The organism is Microcoleus sp. S13C4, assembly GCF_036700865.1.
Taxonomy (GTDB): Bacteria; Cyanobacteriota; Cyanobacteriia; order Cyanobacteriales; family Microcoleaceae; genus Microcoleus.
Window position 1 is genome coordinate 66,508 of the sequence record NZ_JAUBPS010000012.1, and the last position, 15,991, is coordinate 82,498.

General features: G+C 45.0%; 13 protein-coding genes and 1 pseudogene. 8 read left to right on the top strand and 6 right to left on the bottom strand.

Annotated elements, in window-relative coordinates:
• Positions 1–324: 324 nt before the first annotated feature.
• The 6 genes and pseudogenes from QT996_RS07700 to coaBC all read left to right on the top strand — a co-directional run bounded on the left by QT996_RS07700 (position 325) and on the right by coaBC (position 6,337).
• The gene (locus QT996_RS07700) at positions 325–2,235 is read left to right on the top strand and encodes an ATP-binding protein (protein ID WP_333045612.1); all 1,911 of its coding nucleotides are present in this window, start codon (positions 325–327) and stop codon (positions 2,233–2,235) included.
• Positions 2,236–2,915: 680 nt separating this feature from the next.
• Positions 2,916–3,690 (top strand): annotated as a pseudogene (locus QT996_RS07705) (sensor histidine kinase); the annotation flags it as partial.
• A gap of 44 nt (positions 3,691–3,734) precedes the next feature.
• Positions 3,735–3,917, top strand: coding sequence for a hypothetical protein (locus tag QT996_RS07710; RefSeq protein WP_333045613.1), 183 nt, complete (start codon positions 3,735–3,737; stop codon positions 3,915–3,917).
• A gap of 194 nt (positions 3,918–4,111) precedes the next feature.
• On the top strand, positions 4,112–4,735 hold the full coding sequence (locus tag QT996_RS07715; RefSeq protein WP_333045614.1) for an alpha/beta hydrolase: 624 nt from the start codon (positions 4,112–4,114) through the stop codon (positions 4,733–4,735).
• Between the two features lie 45 nt (positions 4,736–4,780).
• Entirely contained in the window at positions 4,781–4,993 is a 213-nt protein-coding gene (isiD, locus tag QT996_RS07720; RefSeq protein ID WP_006632739.1) for a protein IsiD, read from the top strand.
• A 144-nt stretch (positions 4,994–5,137) separates the two neighbouring features.
• Entirely contained in the window at positions 5,138–6,337 is a 1,200-nt protein-coding gene (gene coaBC, locus QT996_RS07725; RefSeq protein ID WP_333045615.1) for a bifunctional phosphopantothenoylcysteine decarboxylase/phosphopantothenate--cysteine ligase CoaBC, read from the top strand.
• Positions 6,338–6,353: 16 nt separating this feature from the next.
• On the opposite strand, the gene QT996_RS07730 is transcribed toward coaBC, so the two are convergent.
• Together QT996_RS07730 and QT996_RS07735 are read right to left on the bottom strand one after the other, a co-directional pair.
• Positions 6,354–6,749 (bottom strand): transcriptional regulator, encoded by a 396-nt coding sequence (locus tag QT996_RS07730; RefSeq protein ID WP_333045617.1) that lies wholly within the window; start codon positions 6,747–6,749, stop codon positions 6,354–6,356.
• Positions 6,721–6,954, bottom strand: a complete 234-nt coding sequence (locus tag QT996_RS07735) for a hypothetical protein (RefSeq protein WP_333045618.1) — start codon at positions 6,952–6,954, stop codon at positions 6,721–6,723. The genes QT996_RS07730 and QT996_RS07735 overlap by 29 nt, the downstream gene beginning before the upstream one ends.
• Positions 6,955–7,081: 127 nt before the next feature.
• Between QT996_RS07735 and QT996_RS07740 the strand changes: the two genes are divergently transcribed.
• Positions 7,082–7,555, top strand: coding sequence for a hypothetical protein (locus tag QT996_RS07740; RefSeq protein WP_333045619.1), 474 nt, complete (start codon positions 7,082–7,084; stop codon positions 7,553–7,555).
• A 186-nt stretch (positions 7,556–7,741) separates the two neighbouring features.
• Here QT996_RS07740 and QT996_RS07745 read toward each other — a convergent pair whose 3' ends face one another.
• The 4 genes from QT996_RS07745 to QT996_RS07760 form a co-directional block, all read right to left on the bottom strand.
• Positions 7,742–9,424 (bottom strand): DUF262 domain-containing HNH endonuclease family protein, encoded by a 1,683-nt coding sequence (locus tag QT996_RS07745; protein ID WP_333045620.1) that lies wholly within the window; start codon positions 9,422–9,424, stop codon positions 7,742–7,744.
• Between the two features lie 159 nt (positions 9,425–9,583).
• Positions 9,584–10,654 (bottom strand): aromatic ring-hydroxylating dioxygenase subunit alpha, encoded by a 1,071-nt coding sequence (locus QT996_RS07750; RefSeq protein ID WP_333045622.1) that lies wholly within the window; start codon positions 10,652–10,654, stop codon positions 9,584–9,586.
• Positions 10,654–11,340 (bottom strand): methyltransferase domain-containing protein, encoded by a 687-nt coding sequence (locus QT996_RS07755; protein ID WP_333045623.1) that lies wholly within the window; start codon positions 11,338–11,340, stop codon positions 10,654–10,656. The genes QT996_RS07750 and QT996_RS07755 overlap by 1 nt, the downstream gene beginning before the upstream one ends.
• Positions 11,341–11,630: 290 nt before the next feature.
• A complete protein-coding gene (locus QT996_RS07760; protein WP_445304549.1) occupies positions 11,631–13,631 on the bottom strand; it encodes an FAD-dependent oxidoreductase in 2,001 nt (666 codons plus the stop codon).
• 697 nt (positions 13,632–14,328) lie between these two features.
• On the opposite strand from QT996_RS07760, the gene QT996_RS07765 reads away from it, so the two are divergent.
• Entirely contained in the window at positions 14,329–15,900 is a 1,572-nt protein-coding gene (locus QT996_RS07765; protein ID WP_445304551.1) for a CHAT domain-containing protein, read from the top strand.
• Positions 15,901–15,991 lie beyond the last annotated feature (91 nt).

Sequence of the window (15,991 nt, forward strand, 5' to 3'; positions counted from 1 at the left end):
TAAACTGTCATAAACAATTATAAGTGGGCCGTGTACCTCTCTAAAGTTATAGATTTTATTCTCAAGGGGGAAGAAAGTAGTCATTAGTTATTAGTGCTTAGTTATATCTGCTTAGTTATATGTGCTTAGTCATCAACCTTTAGTCAGATATTGAAGGAAGAAGAAATATTTTCTTACTTTCCTCCTCTTCCGCAATGCTGAAGGGAGAATTGGCCGGAGTATCTGTCTCAACTGAGCAGTGCAATAATATCTATACCCGCAGGTAGTATCCCCTGCACCAACTATAAAGTTACCGTAAAAATTTAACTCAAAGGAGGTTAGAAAATGCTGCAAGAAAAAAGCACCGAAACAGCCCGCGTTAATGCTCGAAAAACCGATATTTTTGATGTTTTCAATTTCAAACACTACATGGGGCCCAACCCTTATTTAGATACCGCGGCTTTAGTTTTTGATTTAGCGGTAACGGCCGCGAGCGAACCTTTGCCGATCGCATATTACCAGAAAATTATTGGTGATCGCTACCCCCAACTGCTGCACGAAACTTTCTCGAACCATGCCCAACTGTTCGGCCGTACCGCCTCAGAAGTAGCAAAACTCGACATGGGTTTGCACTTCCAACACTGGAACATCAAGCCATTTTCTCACTTTAACAGAATCAGCATAGAAGCACTTCACGCCCGCACAGGCAGAGCCGTAGTTTACGCAGTTTGGGATTGGTTTGAAGCCATCAATCAAAATCAAGACTTTCCCTTGGAAGCACAAATGGGCGCGCTGCAAAATATGTTCCGGCAGTCAGTTTACGGAGGCCCGACAGTTTATTCGTTAATGCGATCGGCATCCCAAAAAGGCATCCCCGCATTTTATTTGTGGGATGAAGGACTAATGCAATATGGGTACGGTAAAAAACTTGTGCGCGGATCTGCAACTACTTTTGATTCTGACAGCCATTTAGACTCAGATTTTACCACGCGCAAAGACGATTGTAAAGCTTTTCTCGCTACATTAGGATTTCCTGTTCCCAAAGGCGATATCGTCTCCACAGAAAACGGAGCTCTGGCAGTTGCTAGAGAAATTGGCTACCCAGTTGCTATCAAACCAGTAGTCGGTCATAAAGGGATTGGCGTAACAGCAGATGTCCGAGATGCTGAGGACTTACAGGCCGCTTTTAAAAGAGCAGTTAAGGCAATTCCCGAAACAGACCCGGTGCGAGTTATTGTGGAAAACAGCATCAAAGGATCGGATTTTAGGCTGCTGTGCGTTGACGGCAAATTTGTTTCTGCAACTGAACGCCGGCCCGCTTGGGTAACAGGTGATGGCGAATCCACAATGCGGGAATTGATCCGTCGTGAAAACCGCAAACCCCAACGTTTGGATACGCCAACTTCGGCCCTGAGCAAAATTCAGTCTGACGAAGCGATGGAAATGTATCTGGCAGAACAAGGGCTGTCATTGGATAGTGTCCTAGATGGCGATCGCATTGTGTATCTACGCAAAGTCGCCAATCTTTCCGCAGGCGGCGTCAGCATCGACGCTACCCGCAATATTCACCCGGATAACATTGTTTTGGCTCAAGATATTGCCCTACATTTTCGGTTAACTTGTTTGGGGGTTGATGTGATAACAGAAACTCTCGCCAAATCTTGGAAAACAGGCAATTTTGGGATTCTCGAAATCAATGCAGCGCCGGGGATTTTTATGCACCTCAACCCGGCTGTAGGCGAAGGAGTTGATGTGCCTTCGCATATTATCGAAACCTTCTTTGACTCGGGAAAAACCGCCCGAATTCCGATTATTACTTTCAACCGAATTTCGGTGCACGAGCTGCAAGAAATAATCGACCACATTCTCTTGCAGCATCCCGATTGGACGATCGGTGCTGTTTGTCGCGGTGGACTTTTTGTCAACCGTTCTGAAAAAGTTTTGAATAAGAGTTACAATCTTAACGTGCAAAGTTTGCTGCGGAATCCCAAGCTCGATTTGTTAATTGCTGAATATCCCGAAAATATTTTGGAAGCTGAGGGAATGTTTTATCGGGGCAGCAATATGGTGGTGCTGGACAATCCGGGGGAAACTGAGATGATGTTGGTCAGAGAAAGCACTGATGATGATACTGTGGTGGTGAGGGAAGGAAGTAGTATTTCTATTCGCCGCCAGGGGTTGATCGAACAGTATACTCTGGGGGATGATGAACCGTTTACACGGGTTTATTTGAAGGAAATAGGGACTGTTTTGTAAGCTGTTCCAAATTTAAGTTGGCTTTGTGGGGCGGGTATTGAGTACGCGCCCCACCAGATAAAGGCTTTTTCTCGTTCCCGGGTTCTTCCGGGGAAGGAAGTTGGGAAGCGCCCCAATAGGAACTCGCTTTGTTAGAGTTAGTTACAATTGGTTTCCATTCCTCAGTCGTGGATGTATTCTTCGTAAGAAAGCGAGTTTCTTCCCAACTTTCTCGTTACCACACCAATATTTTTGTAGAAAGTGGGTTTCTCAGAGTAAGTCCTATTCCTGAGATCATAAGTTTTTAAACAATTTAGTTTCTGCGCTGTCGATCGTCTTATCAAGGAATTTCACAAGTCTTTAAACAATTGCACTCCGGTGGCAGAAGGTGTGGAAAGATGAATGTTGCGAGCAATTGGTTTAATTCCCTGAAGGAAACTTTACTGTAGCACCGTCGCTACATTCCAGCAGCGCTGACTCTTTGCACCGGTACAAGCTTGTCATTGGCACCCGTGGCCGTTGTTTGGCATGGGGAAAATCAACGAGTGCAAGCTCAATTTCATCAGCAAGCCGATCGCCTAAATCTGGCATTACAGCAATTACAGCAAAGCATTAACAAAAATTTAGACGTTCTGTATTCACTTGAAGGCTTCTACAGCGCATCTACTGAAGTTACCAGACAAGATTTTAAGCAAGGCGTATATACCCGAGACTTGCTGGAACTTGTGGAAATATACCAGCAGCAATATCCGAAACCAACGCCCGAAGTGCAAGCGAAACTACAAGAGATTGATTTGGAGTTTATCAATGAAGACTTGCCTAAAATCCTAAAATCTATGAATATGGGAGCTGAACGCATCCGCCAAATCGTCCTTTCTCTGCGGAATTTCTCGCGCTTGGATGAAGCAGAAATGAAGTCGGTTGACATTCACCAAGGCATCGATAGCACCTTGATGATTTTGGATAGTCGGCTGAAACCCCAACCTGGTTTTCCGGGTATTCAAGTCATCAAAGAATACGGAAATTTGCCTTTAGTGGAGTGCTGCGCGGGACAATTGAATCAGGTATTTATGAAGGTTTTGAGGAATGCAATTGATTTTTTATACAAAAAAAATCCCATTTTACCCAATGGTAAAAATTCCTAGGAGGCGGCTTTTTTACCTACTATTCGGATTCGCACTGAACTTTTAAGTTCTAATTGTGTATGCGTGCGAATTGCGGACAATGGAGCGGGCATGATGGAGAATGTAAAAAAAATGTTTGTTTGAGCCGTTTTTTACTACCAAGCCTGTAGGCAAAGGTACTGGCTTGGGATTGTCGATCGGCTATCAAATAGTGGACAAACATCAAGGTTCGCTTAGGTGTCGATCGGCTCCGGGAGAGGGAACTGAATTTTGGATTGAGGTGCCGATGCGACAACAGTTAGAGCAATCTATTTCTAAGGTTTCATCTGCGGTAGGTGCCAGTTGGAATTAGCGGGAGAAATCTCTCTTCTAGCTGAGTCTTACTGGGAGCATCTCATGAAAGCAGCCAAGCTAGAAATGGGAGCTTGGAGGCAGGAGACAGGAGGAAAGAGGAAAGAGGAAGAAGAAAAGAGCCAGGAGGCAGGATCTAGGAGGAAAGAGGAAGAAGAAAGGAGGAAGAAGGCAGGAGCCAGAAGAAGTGTTTTTACAAATTTGAGATGCTTCCTAATTCTTGTTTAGAAAAAGTGAACTATCCGCACTCAACTTGGAAAAGGTGCGGATTTCGCAGTCTACTTTCCACTGTTAACGGTTATAGTTATTGGCAAGCGCGTGCTAATTTCGAGTCCAATATCGCCAAAGACAAATTTTTGGGGTTTTACCCGTCGTGACAATTTATAATTGTAGCAAGGCCAGATTACCAATTATTAACTACGATGTCTTTACAATCTATTAGCATTCCGCCCACAACCGATCGCAAACCTGTTGCTTTGATTGTCGCTTTGCATGGATGGGGTGCTAATGCTCGGGATTTGACTCCCTTAGCACCAGCTTTCAATTTGCCGGATTATCAGTTTGTGTTTCCCGATGCCCCCTTTCCCCATCCGCAAGTAACGAGCGGCAAAGCGTGGTATAACCTTCAAAGCAAAGACGCTCAGGGATTGGTAGAAAGTCGGCAATTGCTGAGGGAATTTTTGTTGTCTTTGGAAAGCAGCACGGGCGTGCCTTTGTCTCGCACAATTTTAGGTGGCTTTTCTCAAGGCGGAGCGATGACTCTAGATGTGGGATTGACTTTGCCCCTAGCCGGTTTAATTTGTCTGAGCGGTTATTTACACCCCATTTCGCCAGTTGCTGGGAATGCTTTGCCACCTGTTTTAATCGTGCATGGTACTCAAGATACTATTGTTCCCGTTAGTGCTGCTGTGCGATCGCGCGAGAGTTTGACGGCTTGGGGAGCTGCGGTGCAGTATCAAGAATTTAACATGGGACACGAGATTCTGCCGGAAGTTATAGATGTAATGCGAAGTTTTGTTGTAGAAACTGTGTCGAAATTGAATTAAAGGTTTAGTATATAGTATGGCGGAAGTCTCGGGCAGGGGAAAAAAATGAAAACTTTAACCAAAGCATCGCGCGATATTGCTGTACTTACTTCTCAGGACGTGGCGGAATTGGCTGTCCGTTTGGAAGTTGACGATTATACAGATCCTTTTGAGGGATTGAATGATTGGCATTTGTTGCGATCGCTTGCCTTTCAGCGGCCGGAGTTGGTTGAACCTTATCTCCACCTTCTGGATATGGAAGCCTACGACGAAGCATAGGCTTAAAAATCTAGCTCAAAAATTTCGACGGAATTGAGGAAGAAGTTAGCAGCATATTTTGTTGTGAATTGAAGAGATGAGTTATGGATTTTTGTCTATTTTCATCTTAATTTCTTTCTTGATTCTTTTTTATGAAAAAATGACATGAAGGGCAGACGAATTTTAATCGGCGTTAGTGGCGGGATTGCGGCTTACAAAGTTTGCGAAGTAGTTTCAACTTTAGCGAAAGCTGGAGCGGAAGTTAAAGCTATTCTTACTGATGCGGCTGGGGAGTTTGTAACGCCTTTGACTTTTGCTACTCTGTGCCGCCATCCTGCTTTTACTGACAAAGATTTTTGGCAAGCAAGCCACGGCCGCCCCCTGCATATTCAACTGGGAGAATGGGCGGAAGTTTTTGTGATTGCTCCTTTGACAGCTAATACTTTGGCTAAGTTGGCGGGGGGTTTTGCTGATAATTTGCTGACTAATACTGTTTTAGCTTCTACTTGCCCAATTTTGCTGGCACCGGCGATGAATACGGATATGTGGGAACAGCCGGCGGTGCAGCGGAATTGGCGGGAAGTTTTGACTTATGGGCGCTATCATGCTGCGAATCCGGGGGCGGGAATGCTGGCGTGCGATCGCGCGGGTGTCGGCCGCATGGCAGAACCGGGTGAGATTTTGCCTCATATTGAATCGCTGTTGTATGCGAAGGGCGATCGAGATTTAGCGGGGCTTCGGGTGTTGATCAGTGCGGGAGGAACGCGGGAACACCTCGATCCGGTGCGGTTTATCGGCAATCCTTCCAGTGGCAAAATGGGTATAGCTTTGGCGCAAGCTGCACAGCACCGCGGCGCGACAGTGACGCTGGTACACAGTATAACTGGGGAATTGCCGCTGTCAGGTGTACGGGCGATCGCAGTTGCCAGTGCTCAAGAAATGCGGCAGGCGATGCTGGAATGCTTTCACGATGCGGATTTGACGGTGATGGCTGCGGCGGTAGCGGATGTTAAGCCTGCGGAGTACAGTAGTGAGAAATTGCCGAAGCGATCGCTCCCGAATTGTTTGCCTTTGGCACCGGTAGCGGATATTGTGGCAGAGTTGGGAAAATTGAAACAGCCGCATCAAAAATTAATCGGGTTTGCAGCACAAACTGGGGATATTGTCAAGCCTGCTTTGGAGAAATTGCGATCGAAGAAACTGGATGTAATTGCCGCCAACCCGATCGATCAAATAGGTGCCGGTTTCGGCAGCAATACCAATCAAGCAATATTAATTAATGCCGCCGGCAAGCAAGTAGAAATAACCTCTTGCAGCAAGCTAGAAATGGCTCACCGATTGTTAGATTTTGTGAGGGAAGGGTGAGGGCGCGATTTACTCATTAACTGGGATTAATTACTACTGGTTCGGGCGATAATTCTGATTGCCCAATCTCCGTTGATTCCGAGTCAGCCGACAACTCAGTATCTGCGACAGTAATTTCTAGTTTAAATCCTAATGATTCGAGCAATTCTACCAAACTATAGATTTCCGAACCTGCACTTTCAGCCAGCATCTTGTCGAGTTTTTCGTGATGCTGTTTTGCTGACTCCGAAAGAGCATTCATCCTGATTTTAGCCTCAATCACCTTTCTGATGGCATTTCTCAGGAGTGCTGGTTCAGGGTCTTTTTCTTCCAAGATAGCGCCGATAAAACCAGCAGCTTCTTCCGGCTCGTGGAGAGATTCAATTAGATACTCGCGGTAGCTATCACTTGTCAGTGCTTTCACGTTTTTCATAATCTGTCCAGTATTCTATAGCTTGTCGAATGTTCTGTTTTTGGGTGCTTTTATCCCCAGCTATGGGGATGACCACCATTATCAAGGATTTGATTCTAGCTCTAACATTCCGATCGCGGCGGGCATCAACCCACTCGGTGAATGGTGCTGTACCCTCTGCTGTAGTGTAACGTCGAATTTCCCTGGGTTGTACATTGATTAACAATTTCTCTCGTAAGGGCGATCGACAGTGCATTAAATGGGCAAATCATACTTAAGACAGAGGTATTCGATCGACAAAATAGTAAACCTTGTTTGAGGAAACAAAGTTTAAATCTAACAGGGCATTGTGAATGAATTTTAAATCGATCGCAAAAACCAATCTACTATTCGGCAGCCTGATAATTAGCCTTGGATTGCAAACACTTCCAGCCGCAGCGCAAGCAGTCACCGACGCGCAAGTTTCCGCCCTCGTAGAAGCACTACGACAAGCCGCGCCGCCTCAAACCGCAAATGACGGAATGTACAGTCAGTGGCAAGTTTTACCCAACAATATTTCCCGCTGGGCAAAATTCTGTACCAAACAAGATTTAACACCCCAACAATTTGAGGCCGACGCGACAAAAGCCAAATCAATTGTTACCTGTATCGTGGGCGATTTGCTGCGCGACGAATACAAAGCTAGCAGCAACAATGAATTAACGGCTGTACGCCGTGCCGCTTGCTGGTGGATGACAGGGGACTCCGCAGCTTGCAAAAGCGGCGCAACTGCTACTTTTGCGGAGAAAGTTGTCAAAGTTTACCAGCAGCAGCGTCCTAAAAAGTAAAATTGGTGCTGGCGGAATTTATAGCCTTTCTCAGATAGATGAGGTATGTAATAAGGCTTGAAAGTCCCGATATTCAGGGAATCTCGGGCACCTCATCTTTTTAAGGAAGGCTATAGATTTTTTTAATCGCAGATGGTTTTGTGCTGATGGACAGATAATAGCGATTGGATATCAAATTCAATTATCCTATAAGCGCCAAAGATTCTTGAGAACATTAATTAGCTCTTTCTGCCGTCGAGCGATTACTTCTGGCGTCCATTCCTGTTCCCGCAGCACTTGGGTAGTAAGTGCAAAGGGTGAAACACCTGTTTTAGTGGTGAAATACTTCTGTTTTTTCACATCAAAATCATAATTTTGTGCCAGATTGTTTTTCGCACGAGATAGTAAAACTAAGTTGCCAAGACGATGCACATATTGATCGCGTTCTTCCTGACTAGGAAACCACTTCACCCACTCACTATTAGCACCTGGATTCTGGGGAAGTACGTGCTCGACAGTAATGTTGGAGAAGTTGTAAGATGCTTCACCTTCTGACAGAGCAGCATCTAAGCGCAGCAAAACATAACTACGAATTTTTTGAATTAGGTAAAGGTCACTATCGAGAACTCTAAGGATATTGTTAGACTCTTCAGGAGTAAACTGGAGCGGTGAATAGGAATTGAATAAATCTTCCTCTTGCTCAATAGCAGTAAGCAATCTGCTGTAACGTTCAATGCGCTCATTGATATTAGCGCGGACAATCATTAAACCTGCGGCAAGGCGGTCTAAAGCTATAAAGAAACGCACCAAATTATCGGAATTATTACGGTTGCGAGATAGGTAGAGAACGGCAGGTGGTATCCAGTCAAAATTATTAATTTTGTTTAACCATTTAAATAGTTGATTAATTTCCTCTGCACGCGCCTCGCTTTCATAGGTTGAGTTCTGAATTTCCGAAAAAGCCTTAGCATAAGGAGCTAAAATTTCATCAATGAATTGCTGAGGCCCAGCCGCAGGATTGATGTTTTCCTGAAACTCTTTAAGGATACTCTTGCTAAGTTTTTTCTTTTCCTTAATCATCCGAATATGAGAAAACAAGTCTTTGAATAACTCGCGTCCCAGATTCTCCTCGGTATCTTCCCACTTTTTAGTATATTTTTCTTGTTGGCTTTCGGGTATTTTTCCGATAATGTCCGCTTTCAAGATATCAGTTATGGAGAGATCCAATCCCCTGTTGTTCAACACAGAAAATATCCGATAGGCAGAGTCAAAGTCAGGCGTAGAAACCACTACCAAGAAGCACTGGGTAATGAGGAACTGGGCAAGACGTATACGGTGGGATTCGGCGATAGTCTGCAAACGTTGCAAGAATAAATGTGCATTTTCTTTAATAAGCTTCTGAGTATCCATTAGCTCAGCATTGTTCAATTTTGTGAGCTTGTTAATACCACCTTCATGTTGAATATATTCCTTGAAAAATTCTGCATCTCGCTCGCGCAAAGTCAGACGGTAACGATTATGTATACCCGCGATTAAGCTGCCTTTTTGGTATAGATAAGTGGTCAAGTCATTGGCGTGTTCTGTTGGCAATGATGCCCTGAGAGCAGCTAGTAGTATGGTGAGAGTTGTTAGACGTTGCTGACCATCTACAATTTCAGCATCTGGCGGCCCAGATTTGATCAAAACAATGCTGCCTAGAAAGTACGGGTTGAGTTTATCAATTGTGTCGTTACCATCTCCCAATGATATTAGCAGGTCTTCCAGCAGTTCTCCAGCTTGCTCATTTGTCCAAGCATAAGGACGCTGGTAGAGGGGAATGGTGAACATAAAGTCATCGCTAAAGATTTTCCTAATGGGGTGTTCCTCACCCTTGATGCTGACACGGTTCATGCTTGGTTCCTATGTTAGGTGTGGTTGATAATTGCTTCCCGAAAGTCCATTTTTCCTGTTGCTAGAATACCATGCTCAAGCTTGGAAAGGCTAACTCTCAACTTAGCCTGTGCAGGCTGGTTTCACTCGTCCCGCTGTAGGCTTCACTCTGCCGCTGAATTATCCATTTTCTGCCTGACTTCTCATCAACTTTTGCACGCTGGCTAAAGCCCGATTTAATTCATAACTCTTTCTTTCTGAATTCTGCAAGAAAGCCTGTTGTTCTTCTTCAATCATTAACACATCCTGCCGCACCAAACCATCTAATAACTTTTGAGCAGCACCGAAACAACTATCTTTGATAAACTTGCGAAACCAAACAGGCAATTTGTGCAGCCGCCAAAACGCATTTAATGAGGTAAAATGAATTAAATAAGCGCGAGTTGCTGTCTCGCTGACCGGACAAACCAAGCAGTAAATCTTAAAGTCGCTCCCCAAAGTTGAAACCCAGTGCGGGTAAACATAACTCACCTCCAGGGGTTCCGGGTGCAGTCGGCGCAGAGATTTAAAAAATAACTGAGAAATTGACCAAATTTTATCTATTTTGTAATAACTTTGTGCCTGATAGCGAGCAGTTACTTGATGCTCGTTTTCTTCTAAAGTATCTAACACCGGATTTGCCCAAGCTTGCCAATCATCGTGCAAGTGTCCGTGGTACATATCCATCAAATTTTCAATTAAAAATGAATAGTGTGCCTGACAGTCGATGACTGAAACTGTGGCAATATAATTGAGATGTTCCCACTCTGGCAAATCCAATAAATCTATTTTATCGGCTTGCGTTTCGTCGCCGGGAAACAGCCAGATAAAACCGTTTTGTTCCTTGACTGGATAGGAGCGAATTTTGCAGTTAGGTAGCTTTTGATTTTCTGCTAAATAATCGACTTCGGCGCATTCTCCCCTTGCATTTAACCGCCATCCGTGGTAAGCACATTCGATTAAATCGCCTTTAACTTGGCCGTGGCTGAGTTTAACTTGCCGGTGCGGACATCTATCTTCTAAAGCGTTGATTTTGCCTGCACTGTCGCGGAAAAGTACGATCGCCCGATTCCAGATTTTCGCAGCGACGGGCTGAGTTTGCACCGAGGTGCTGCGGGCGATGGCATACCAGCGATCGAGATTAATGCCCAACTCGCGGATGTGAGTTTTTTCTCCCCTTACAGAACCCGATTTTATCGCGTTGTTTTGCATTACAAATATTCCCAAATTACGCCCATAAAACAACCCAATTTTACAAAATAACAGCCCGGAAAGCAACGACCGTAAATTTTTCTAAATCTCCGTTCTGACAAATACCTATCGCTAGCTAAATGCTTCAACCAGCCCGGCGACAATCGAAATTTTAATAATCTTAAAGCCTTGCGAAATCCGTAGGTGGAACAGTCGGGTCTAAAATCTCTCGCTGCACCTAATATGTAGCGTATTGTAGCAGGTGTTTCTACTTCCGAAATATTATCTAAAAAAACGATTTTTCCGTGCGGCTTTAACATTTTTTTAATTGCATCAAGGGCGGCGGGGAGGTTTGGCAGGTGGTGAAAAGTAGCAGCACTAACTATTAAATCAAATTGGCGATCTAGCGCTAATTGATTGGCATCCATTTGGATATATTCGATATTGGGGGCTGAACGTTTTTGACTGGCAATCGCGAGCATTTTTGCTGACGAATCGACGGCGATAACATTATCGTAATACTGGGCTAATTCAAAAGCAAGAATTCCCGAACCGCAGCCAATATCTAATGCTGCACCTTTGCTGGCCGATAGGTTGTTAATAAAGAAATCGTTCTGGTTTTGCAAAGTGGCCGCGAAATCGTATTCTGTTGCAAAAGCATCAAACGTTACAGATTTATTGCGAATTTTGCAGTTACTATTCAGCATCTATTATTGCTTTATACTCATTCAATAATATTTTAACCGCATATCCACCCCCCTCAACGCAGATATTTTTTTTTTCCAAGCTCTGCTTTTTCTTTTCACCGAAACCACACCCACAAACCATAACTTCTCTTAAAAAAAGAATGCAACTGTAGCAAACCTCCAAACCCTTATTAAATCAGTCATTCACAATTATTAGAATCTCAGATCTCAAAAAGTAGGGCTGGGGGCGGGTTTCACCGAGAATAGCCGCCGATAATTGACGATTTATAAAACCCACCCCGCTGCAAACCTTAGATTTTTAACACGCCTTCGGGATTCACCGTCAAGAGCGATCGCCTCTGCAAACCCTCCTGGTATAAAATAGCATTAGCTGCCAACAAACCGCTGCTCACTGCCCTTTCCATTAAACCGCAAGGAAACGGCATTTTTACCCAATCTCCCGCAAACAAAAGATTGGGAACAGCGCAGCAAGTCTCCGGGCGTTCCGCATAACTACCGGGCGGATATCCAGAGAAATTCTTTTGATTTACCAATTCCCGGTGCAGCATATTTGCCTCTTTTAATTCCGGTACAATTTCGTACAATTCTTGCTCAAAAGTAGCCAGTAAAACTTCCTGGTTAGGAAATTCCTTTTCCTTGTAACAATAAGCGTGCAGTTCCACTACACTACCGCCAGTTTTCTGATTCCACTCGATGAACTGATCCTGAATTCGGTGGTAAAGCGTAATGCTGTCAGTCAGTTTGTAGCCGGAAAGCGAGCTGAAATTGCTGTGTTCCCATGGAAATTCGCGATCGAACCAAAAACGACCCACCGCAAACGGATCGGCTATTTTCAAGCTCTCGATCCGACTCTGCACCTGCGGATTCACCTCACCGCTAACCAAACTAAACAAATGCTGCATCCCCGGAACATCAGCCGCAAAAACATAGTAATCAGCCTTCAATGTTTCTCCCAAATTTGGTGGCTGCGATTGCTTAACCGCTGCTACTAACTGTATTTCATCTACTTTTTCATCGACTACCTTAAATCGAGGCAAATCCCGCTGAGCAGGCCCGCTCACCACTCGCCCTTCGGCATCAAAAACTGCCCCGTGACAAGGACAGTGAAATTGACCGTCGTTCTGTTTCTGAACTGTGCAGCCTTGGTGAGTGCAGCTCAGAGAAATTGCCTCATTCCCGGATGGTGCGGCGGCAAATACGCTGTCTCCAGCGCCGAAATATTCGGTAGAGTTGCTGTCAGTTAACAGGGCGTTTCGCTTCACCCAAAAAGGTATTTTACTTTGCACGTCTCCAGACTGGTAACTCAGAGAATCAATCTTGCCGTTTTCCCAGCGAATCTCACTGACTGCGACATCTGTCAATACTTTGCCGCCTTTACTTTCAATGGCTCTGGCAATAGGCTGCACCAAACTCGTTCCCATATCTTGCCGCGTGCCGTTGAAGGCCAAACCCTCTGGATTTCCGAAAAAGTAAAAGTGGAAAAATTGCATTAATTCTCCCGCGCTCAATTCGTCTGGAGCGTTGAGGCTGGACTTGGCAAAAGGCAGAAAATACAAGTCATAAAGCCCGCGCGGAAATTCACCTTTTACCCAGTCGGCAACTGATATATTGTCGAGGCGATCGAAAGTTTTTTTAGTCTGAAAACCGCCGATTTCTCGAAACACTTGCCAGTGAGAGGGTTTTGTGAGATTGATTCCCCACTTGAGCCGATTGGGAGAAGATATCCCCAAATCAACTATATTCCAGGGAAAAGCTGAATGGTTGGGACGGAAAACTTCGGGTTTGTATTTGCCGTCTCGAAACAGAACGGCGTAGGATTCTAAAGATACAAAGTTATCAGTAATTTCTAGTTCTTCAACCACACTTTTGAGGTTGTAGTATTGCGGGAAAAAACCGTGGAAACCATGTTCCATCATAAAAGTTTCGTTCCCGACTTGTATCGGCCAACTAGCAATTTTGCCGCCGAGTTGGGGCGATTTGTCGAGTAATGTTACGGCGAAACCCCGCTGGGAGAGTTCGTAAGCACAGGCGAGCCCGGCCAAGCCTGCCCCCACAACTGCAACGGTTTTGCGGTTATTCAGCATTCGTGGCAAGTCAAGAGAATCTTGCACAAAAATGGTGGGTTCTGGCTTGGAAAATCGAGAGTAGCCCAGCAGCCCGCCGGCGGCACCAACTCCGAGGAATTTGAGGGCGGTGCGTCGAGAAACTGGTTGGGATAGCGGTGAATTGGTTGATTGACTCATCAGCGGTACGCGGTAACGGGCTTTAAACACAAATAAGCCATAAGGCATATATCATAGACCGAAATCAGGATATGTGAAGAAATACTAAGACACATTCCTCAGTCCGATCGCGCGCGATCGCACCGTGTCAAGTTCGATCGCACACAATGTATAGCGGAAGGAATATGGCTTTAGTTATTTAGGAGAGAATCAAGAATAAACAACGAAAAAGTGATCGACCACATAGCGTAAAATCCTCTAAATAATAAAGTGTTTTTATTTATGTTGCTCAACTCTTGGCAACCGCCGCCAATAATGCTAAAAAACTAGGAGACTTTCATGCCAATTCTTAGGCCAAAGGCAGTCTCGGCGAATTGTACGAAATAACCCGTCAGATATCCGATTTCAAACAATTAATCAGTCGATATTTAACTAAGTTGGCGCGAAAAAAAACCAACTATTTTACAATAAGTAAATACAGAGAGTATCTTTACTGAGGTAACTCAATATATCGGCAATAGATGCAAGATATTCCTCACTTAATACCAAGACAAAGCCCTATGAAAACTGAGCAATGGGGATGTGTCGCAAAAAATCCAAGACGCCCGTATAGGTAATGCCGATTAAATGTACCTGCCTGCTATGTATAAAACAGGACTTAGGTGAAGAAACCGGGTTTTTGCGTAAGCCCTGTTTATGCAAAACCCCTGCATAATTTACAAACTTTTACATAAATCGCGAATTTCTTGGTGTGGGGACTCTGTTGGTGCTGGTGTCCACACCCTACGGTAGAGATTTGCGGTTTGCCTTGAATGCTATAATAGTGCGGCGATCGCCAGCACAGTCAAAATTCCCACCCACATCCCAACTTTTGCTAACTGCTGCCGCCAACGGCGCCCTCAACCGCCCCAAAACCATGCACTACAAATCCCCGCAGCAACGCCAAAAACACACGACTCATAAAAAAATTAAACAAGCTATTTTTTACTGTTTGACAGCAATATTTTTCTGCTGGAGTACAGCGAACCTCGCTACAATTGCCCAAAACACAGGCCAGGGCGGGCTTAACGGGCAAGAAATGAGAAATTTGCTCGATCGCGGCAACCTCACCGAAGCCGTAACCAGAATCGAAGAAAACTGGGAACAAGACTATCAAAAATACTTTGAACAAGACTTTGAGACCCGTGCCAAAACCGCCGAAGCAATATCAAAAACTCTCTCCCGCCTAGCAGTTCAAACCAAGAAAAAACCCGCTTTAATTTACGCTATCCCGCGTACCGACCAACTAGAATTAATCTTAATATTGCCCGATCGCCCGCCCATTCTCCGCAGCGTCCCGGAAGCCAAACAAGAGAAACTCATCTCAGTAGTCCAAAAATTCAGCAGCGAAATCACCAACCCCGTAAAACTCAACACCACCACCTATCTAGAACCAGCGCAACAACTCTACAAATGGATAGTTACACCCCTAGAAACAGATTTGCAAACAGCAAAAATTGAAACCTTGCTGTTCTGCGTCGGCGCAGGTTTGCGAACCCTACCCCTAGCAGCAATGCACGACGGACAGCAATTTCTGATCCAAAAATACAGCCTCGCTCGCATCCCCGCATTCAAACTCACAGACAGCAATTACACCGACCTCAGAAACGTGCAAGTCCTAGCAATGGGAGCATCAAATTTTTCAGAAACAGCCAACAAAGAACCGCTGCCAGCAGTGCCGTTAGAATTGGGGGCAATCGCCCGACAGTGGCCCGGTCAATCCTTTCTCAACGAAGATTTCACCATAGTAAACTTGCAATCCCAGCGACTGCAACAAAGATACGGAATCATCCACCTTGCCACCCACGCCGAATTCCGCCCCGGAACCCCAAATAACTCCTACATTCAATTTTGGGACACCCAACTGCGCCTCGATCAAATGAGAGAATTAAAATGGAACAATCCGCCTCTTGAACTGTTAGTATTAAGCGCCTGTAGAACCGCCTTGGGAGACAAAGAAGCAGAACTCGGATTTGCCGGTTTAGCACTGCAATCGGGAGCAAAATCAGCCCTCGCCAGCCTGTGGTACGTCAGCGATGCGGGGACTCTCGCCCTGATGACAGAGTTTTACCAGCAGTTAAAAATCAGCAGGCCACAAAACCCTCCAATCATTAAAGCGGAAGCTCTCAGGCAAGCACAAATTGCGGAGATAGAAGGCAAAGTGACGATCGAACGCGGTCAACTGCGAAGTTCCCGAGGCGACATTCCCTTGCCCCCGTCCATCCCCAAACTCGACAGCAAAGATTTATCCCATCCGTATTATTGGGCAGCATTCAGCATGATAGGCAGTCCTTGGTAAGTGGGCCTCTTGACTGAGAGTGATGATACGCTATAAAACATAAAGTAATTCAATGCCTGTAGCTGTCGCTCAACAGCCCGCTGCCAAGCTG

Bases quoted from the DNA above. Each gene is read 5' to 3' on its own strand.
- QT996_RS07700 (WP_333045612.1), top strand. From the start codon at position 325: ATGCTGCAAGAAAAAAGCACCGAAACAGCCCGCGTTAATGCTCGAAAA.
- QT996_RS07710 (WP_333045613.1), top strand. From the start codon at position 3,735: ATGAAAGCAGCCAAGCTAGAAATGGGAGCTTGGAGGCAGGAGACAGGA.
- QT996_RS07715 (WP_333045614.1), top strand. From the start codon at position 4,112: ATGTCTTTACAATCTATTAGCATTCCGCCCACAACCGATCGCAAACCT.
- isiD (WP_006632739.1), top strand. From the start codon at position 4,781: ATGAAAACTTTAACCAAAGCATCGCGCGATATTGCTGTACTTACTTCT.
- coaBC (WP_333045615.1), top strand. From the start codon at position 5,138: ATGAAGGGCAGACGAATTTTAATCGGCGTTAGTGGCGGGATTGCGGCT.
- QT996_RS07730 (WP_333045617.1), bottom strand. From the start codon at position 6,749: ATGAAAAACGTGAAAGCACTGACAAGTGATAGCTACCGCGAGTATCTA.
- QT996_RS07740 (WP_333045619.1), top strand. From the start codon at position 7,082: ATGAATTTTAAATCGATCGCAAAAACCAATCTACTATTCGGCAGCCTG.
- QT996_RS07745 (WP_333045620.1), bottom strand. From the start codon at position 9,424: ATGAACCGTGTCAGCATCAAGGGTGAGGAACACCCCATTAGGAAAATC.
- QT996_RS07750 (WP_333045622.1), bottom strand. From the start codon at position 10,654: ATGCAAAACAACGCGATAAAATCGGGTTCTGTAAGGGGAGAAAAAACT.
- QT996_RS07755 (WP_333045623.1), bottom strand. From the start codon at position 11,340: ATGCTGAATAGTAACTGCAAAATTCGCAATAAATCTGTAACGTTTGAT.
- QT996_RS07760 (WP_445304549.1), bottom strand. From the start codon at position 13,631: ATGCCTTATGGCTTATTTGTGTTTAAAGCCCGTTACCGCGTACCGCTG.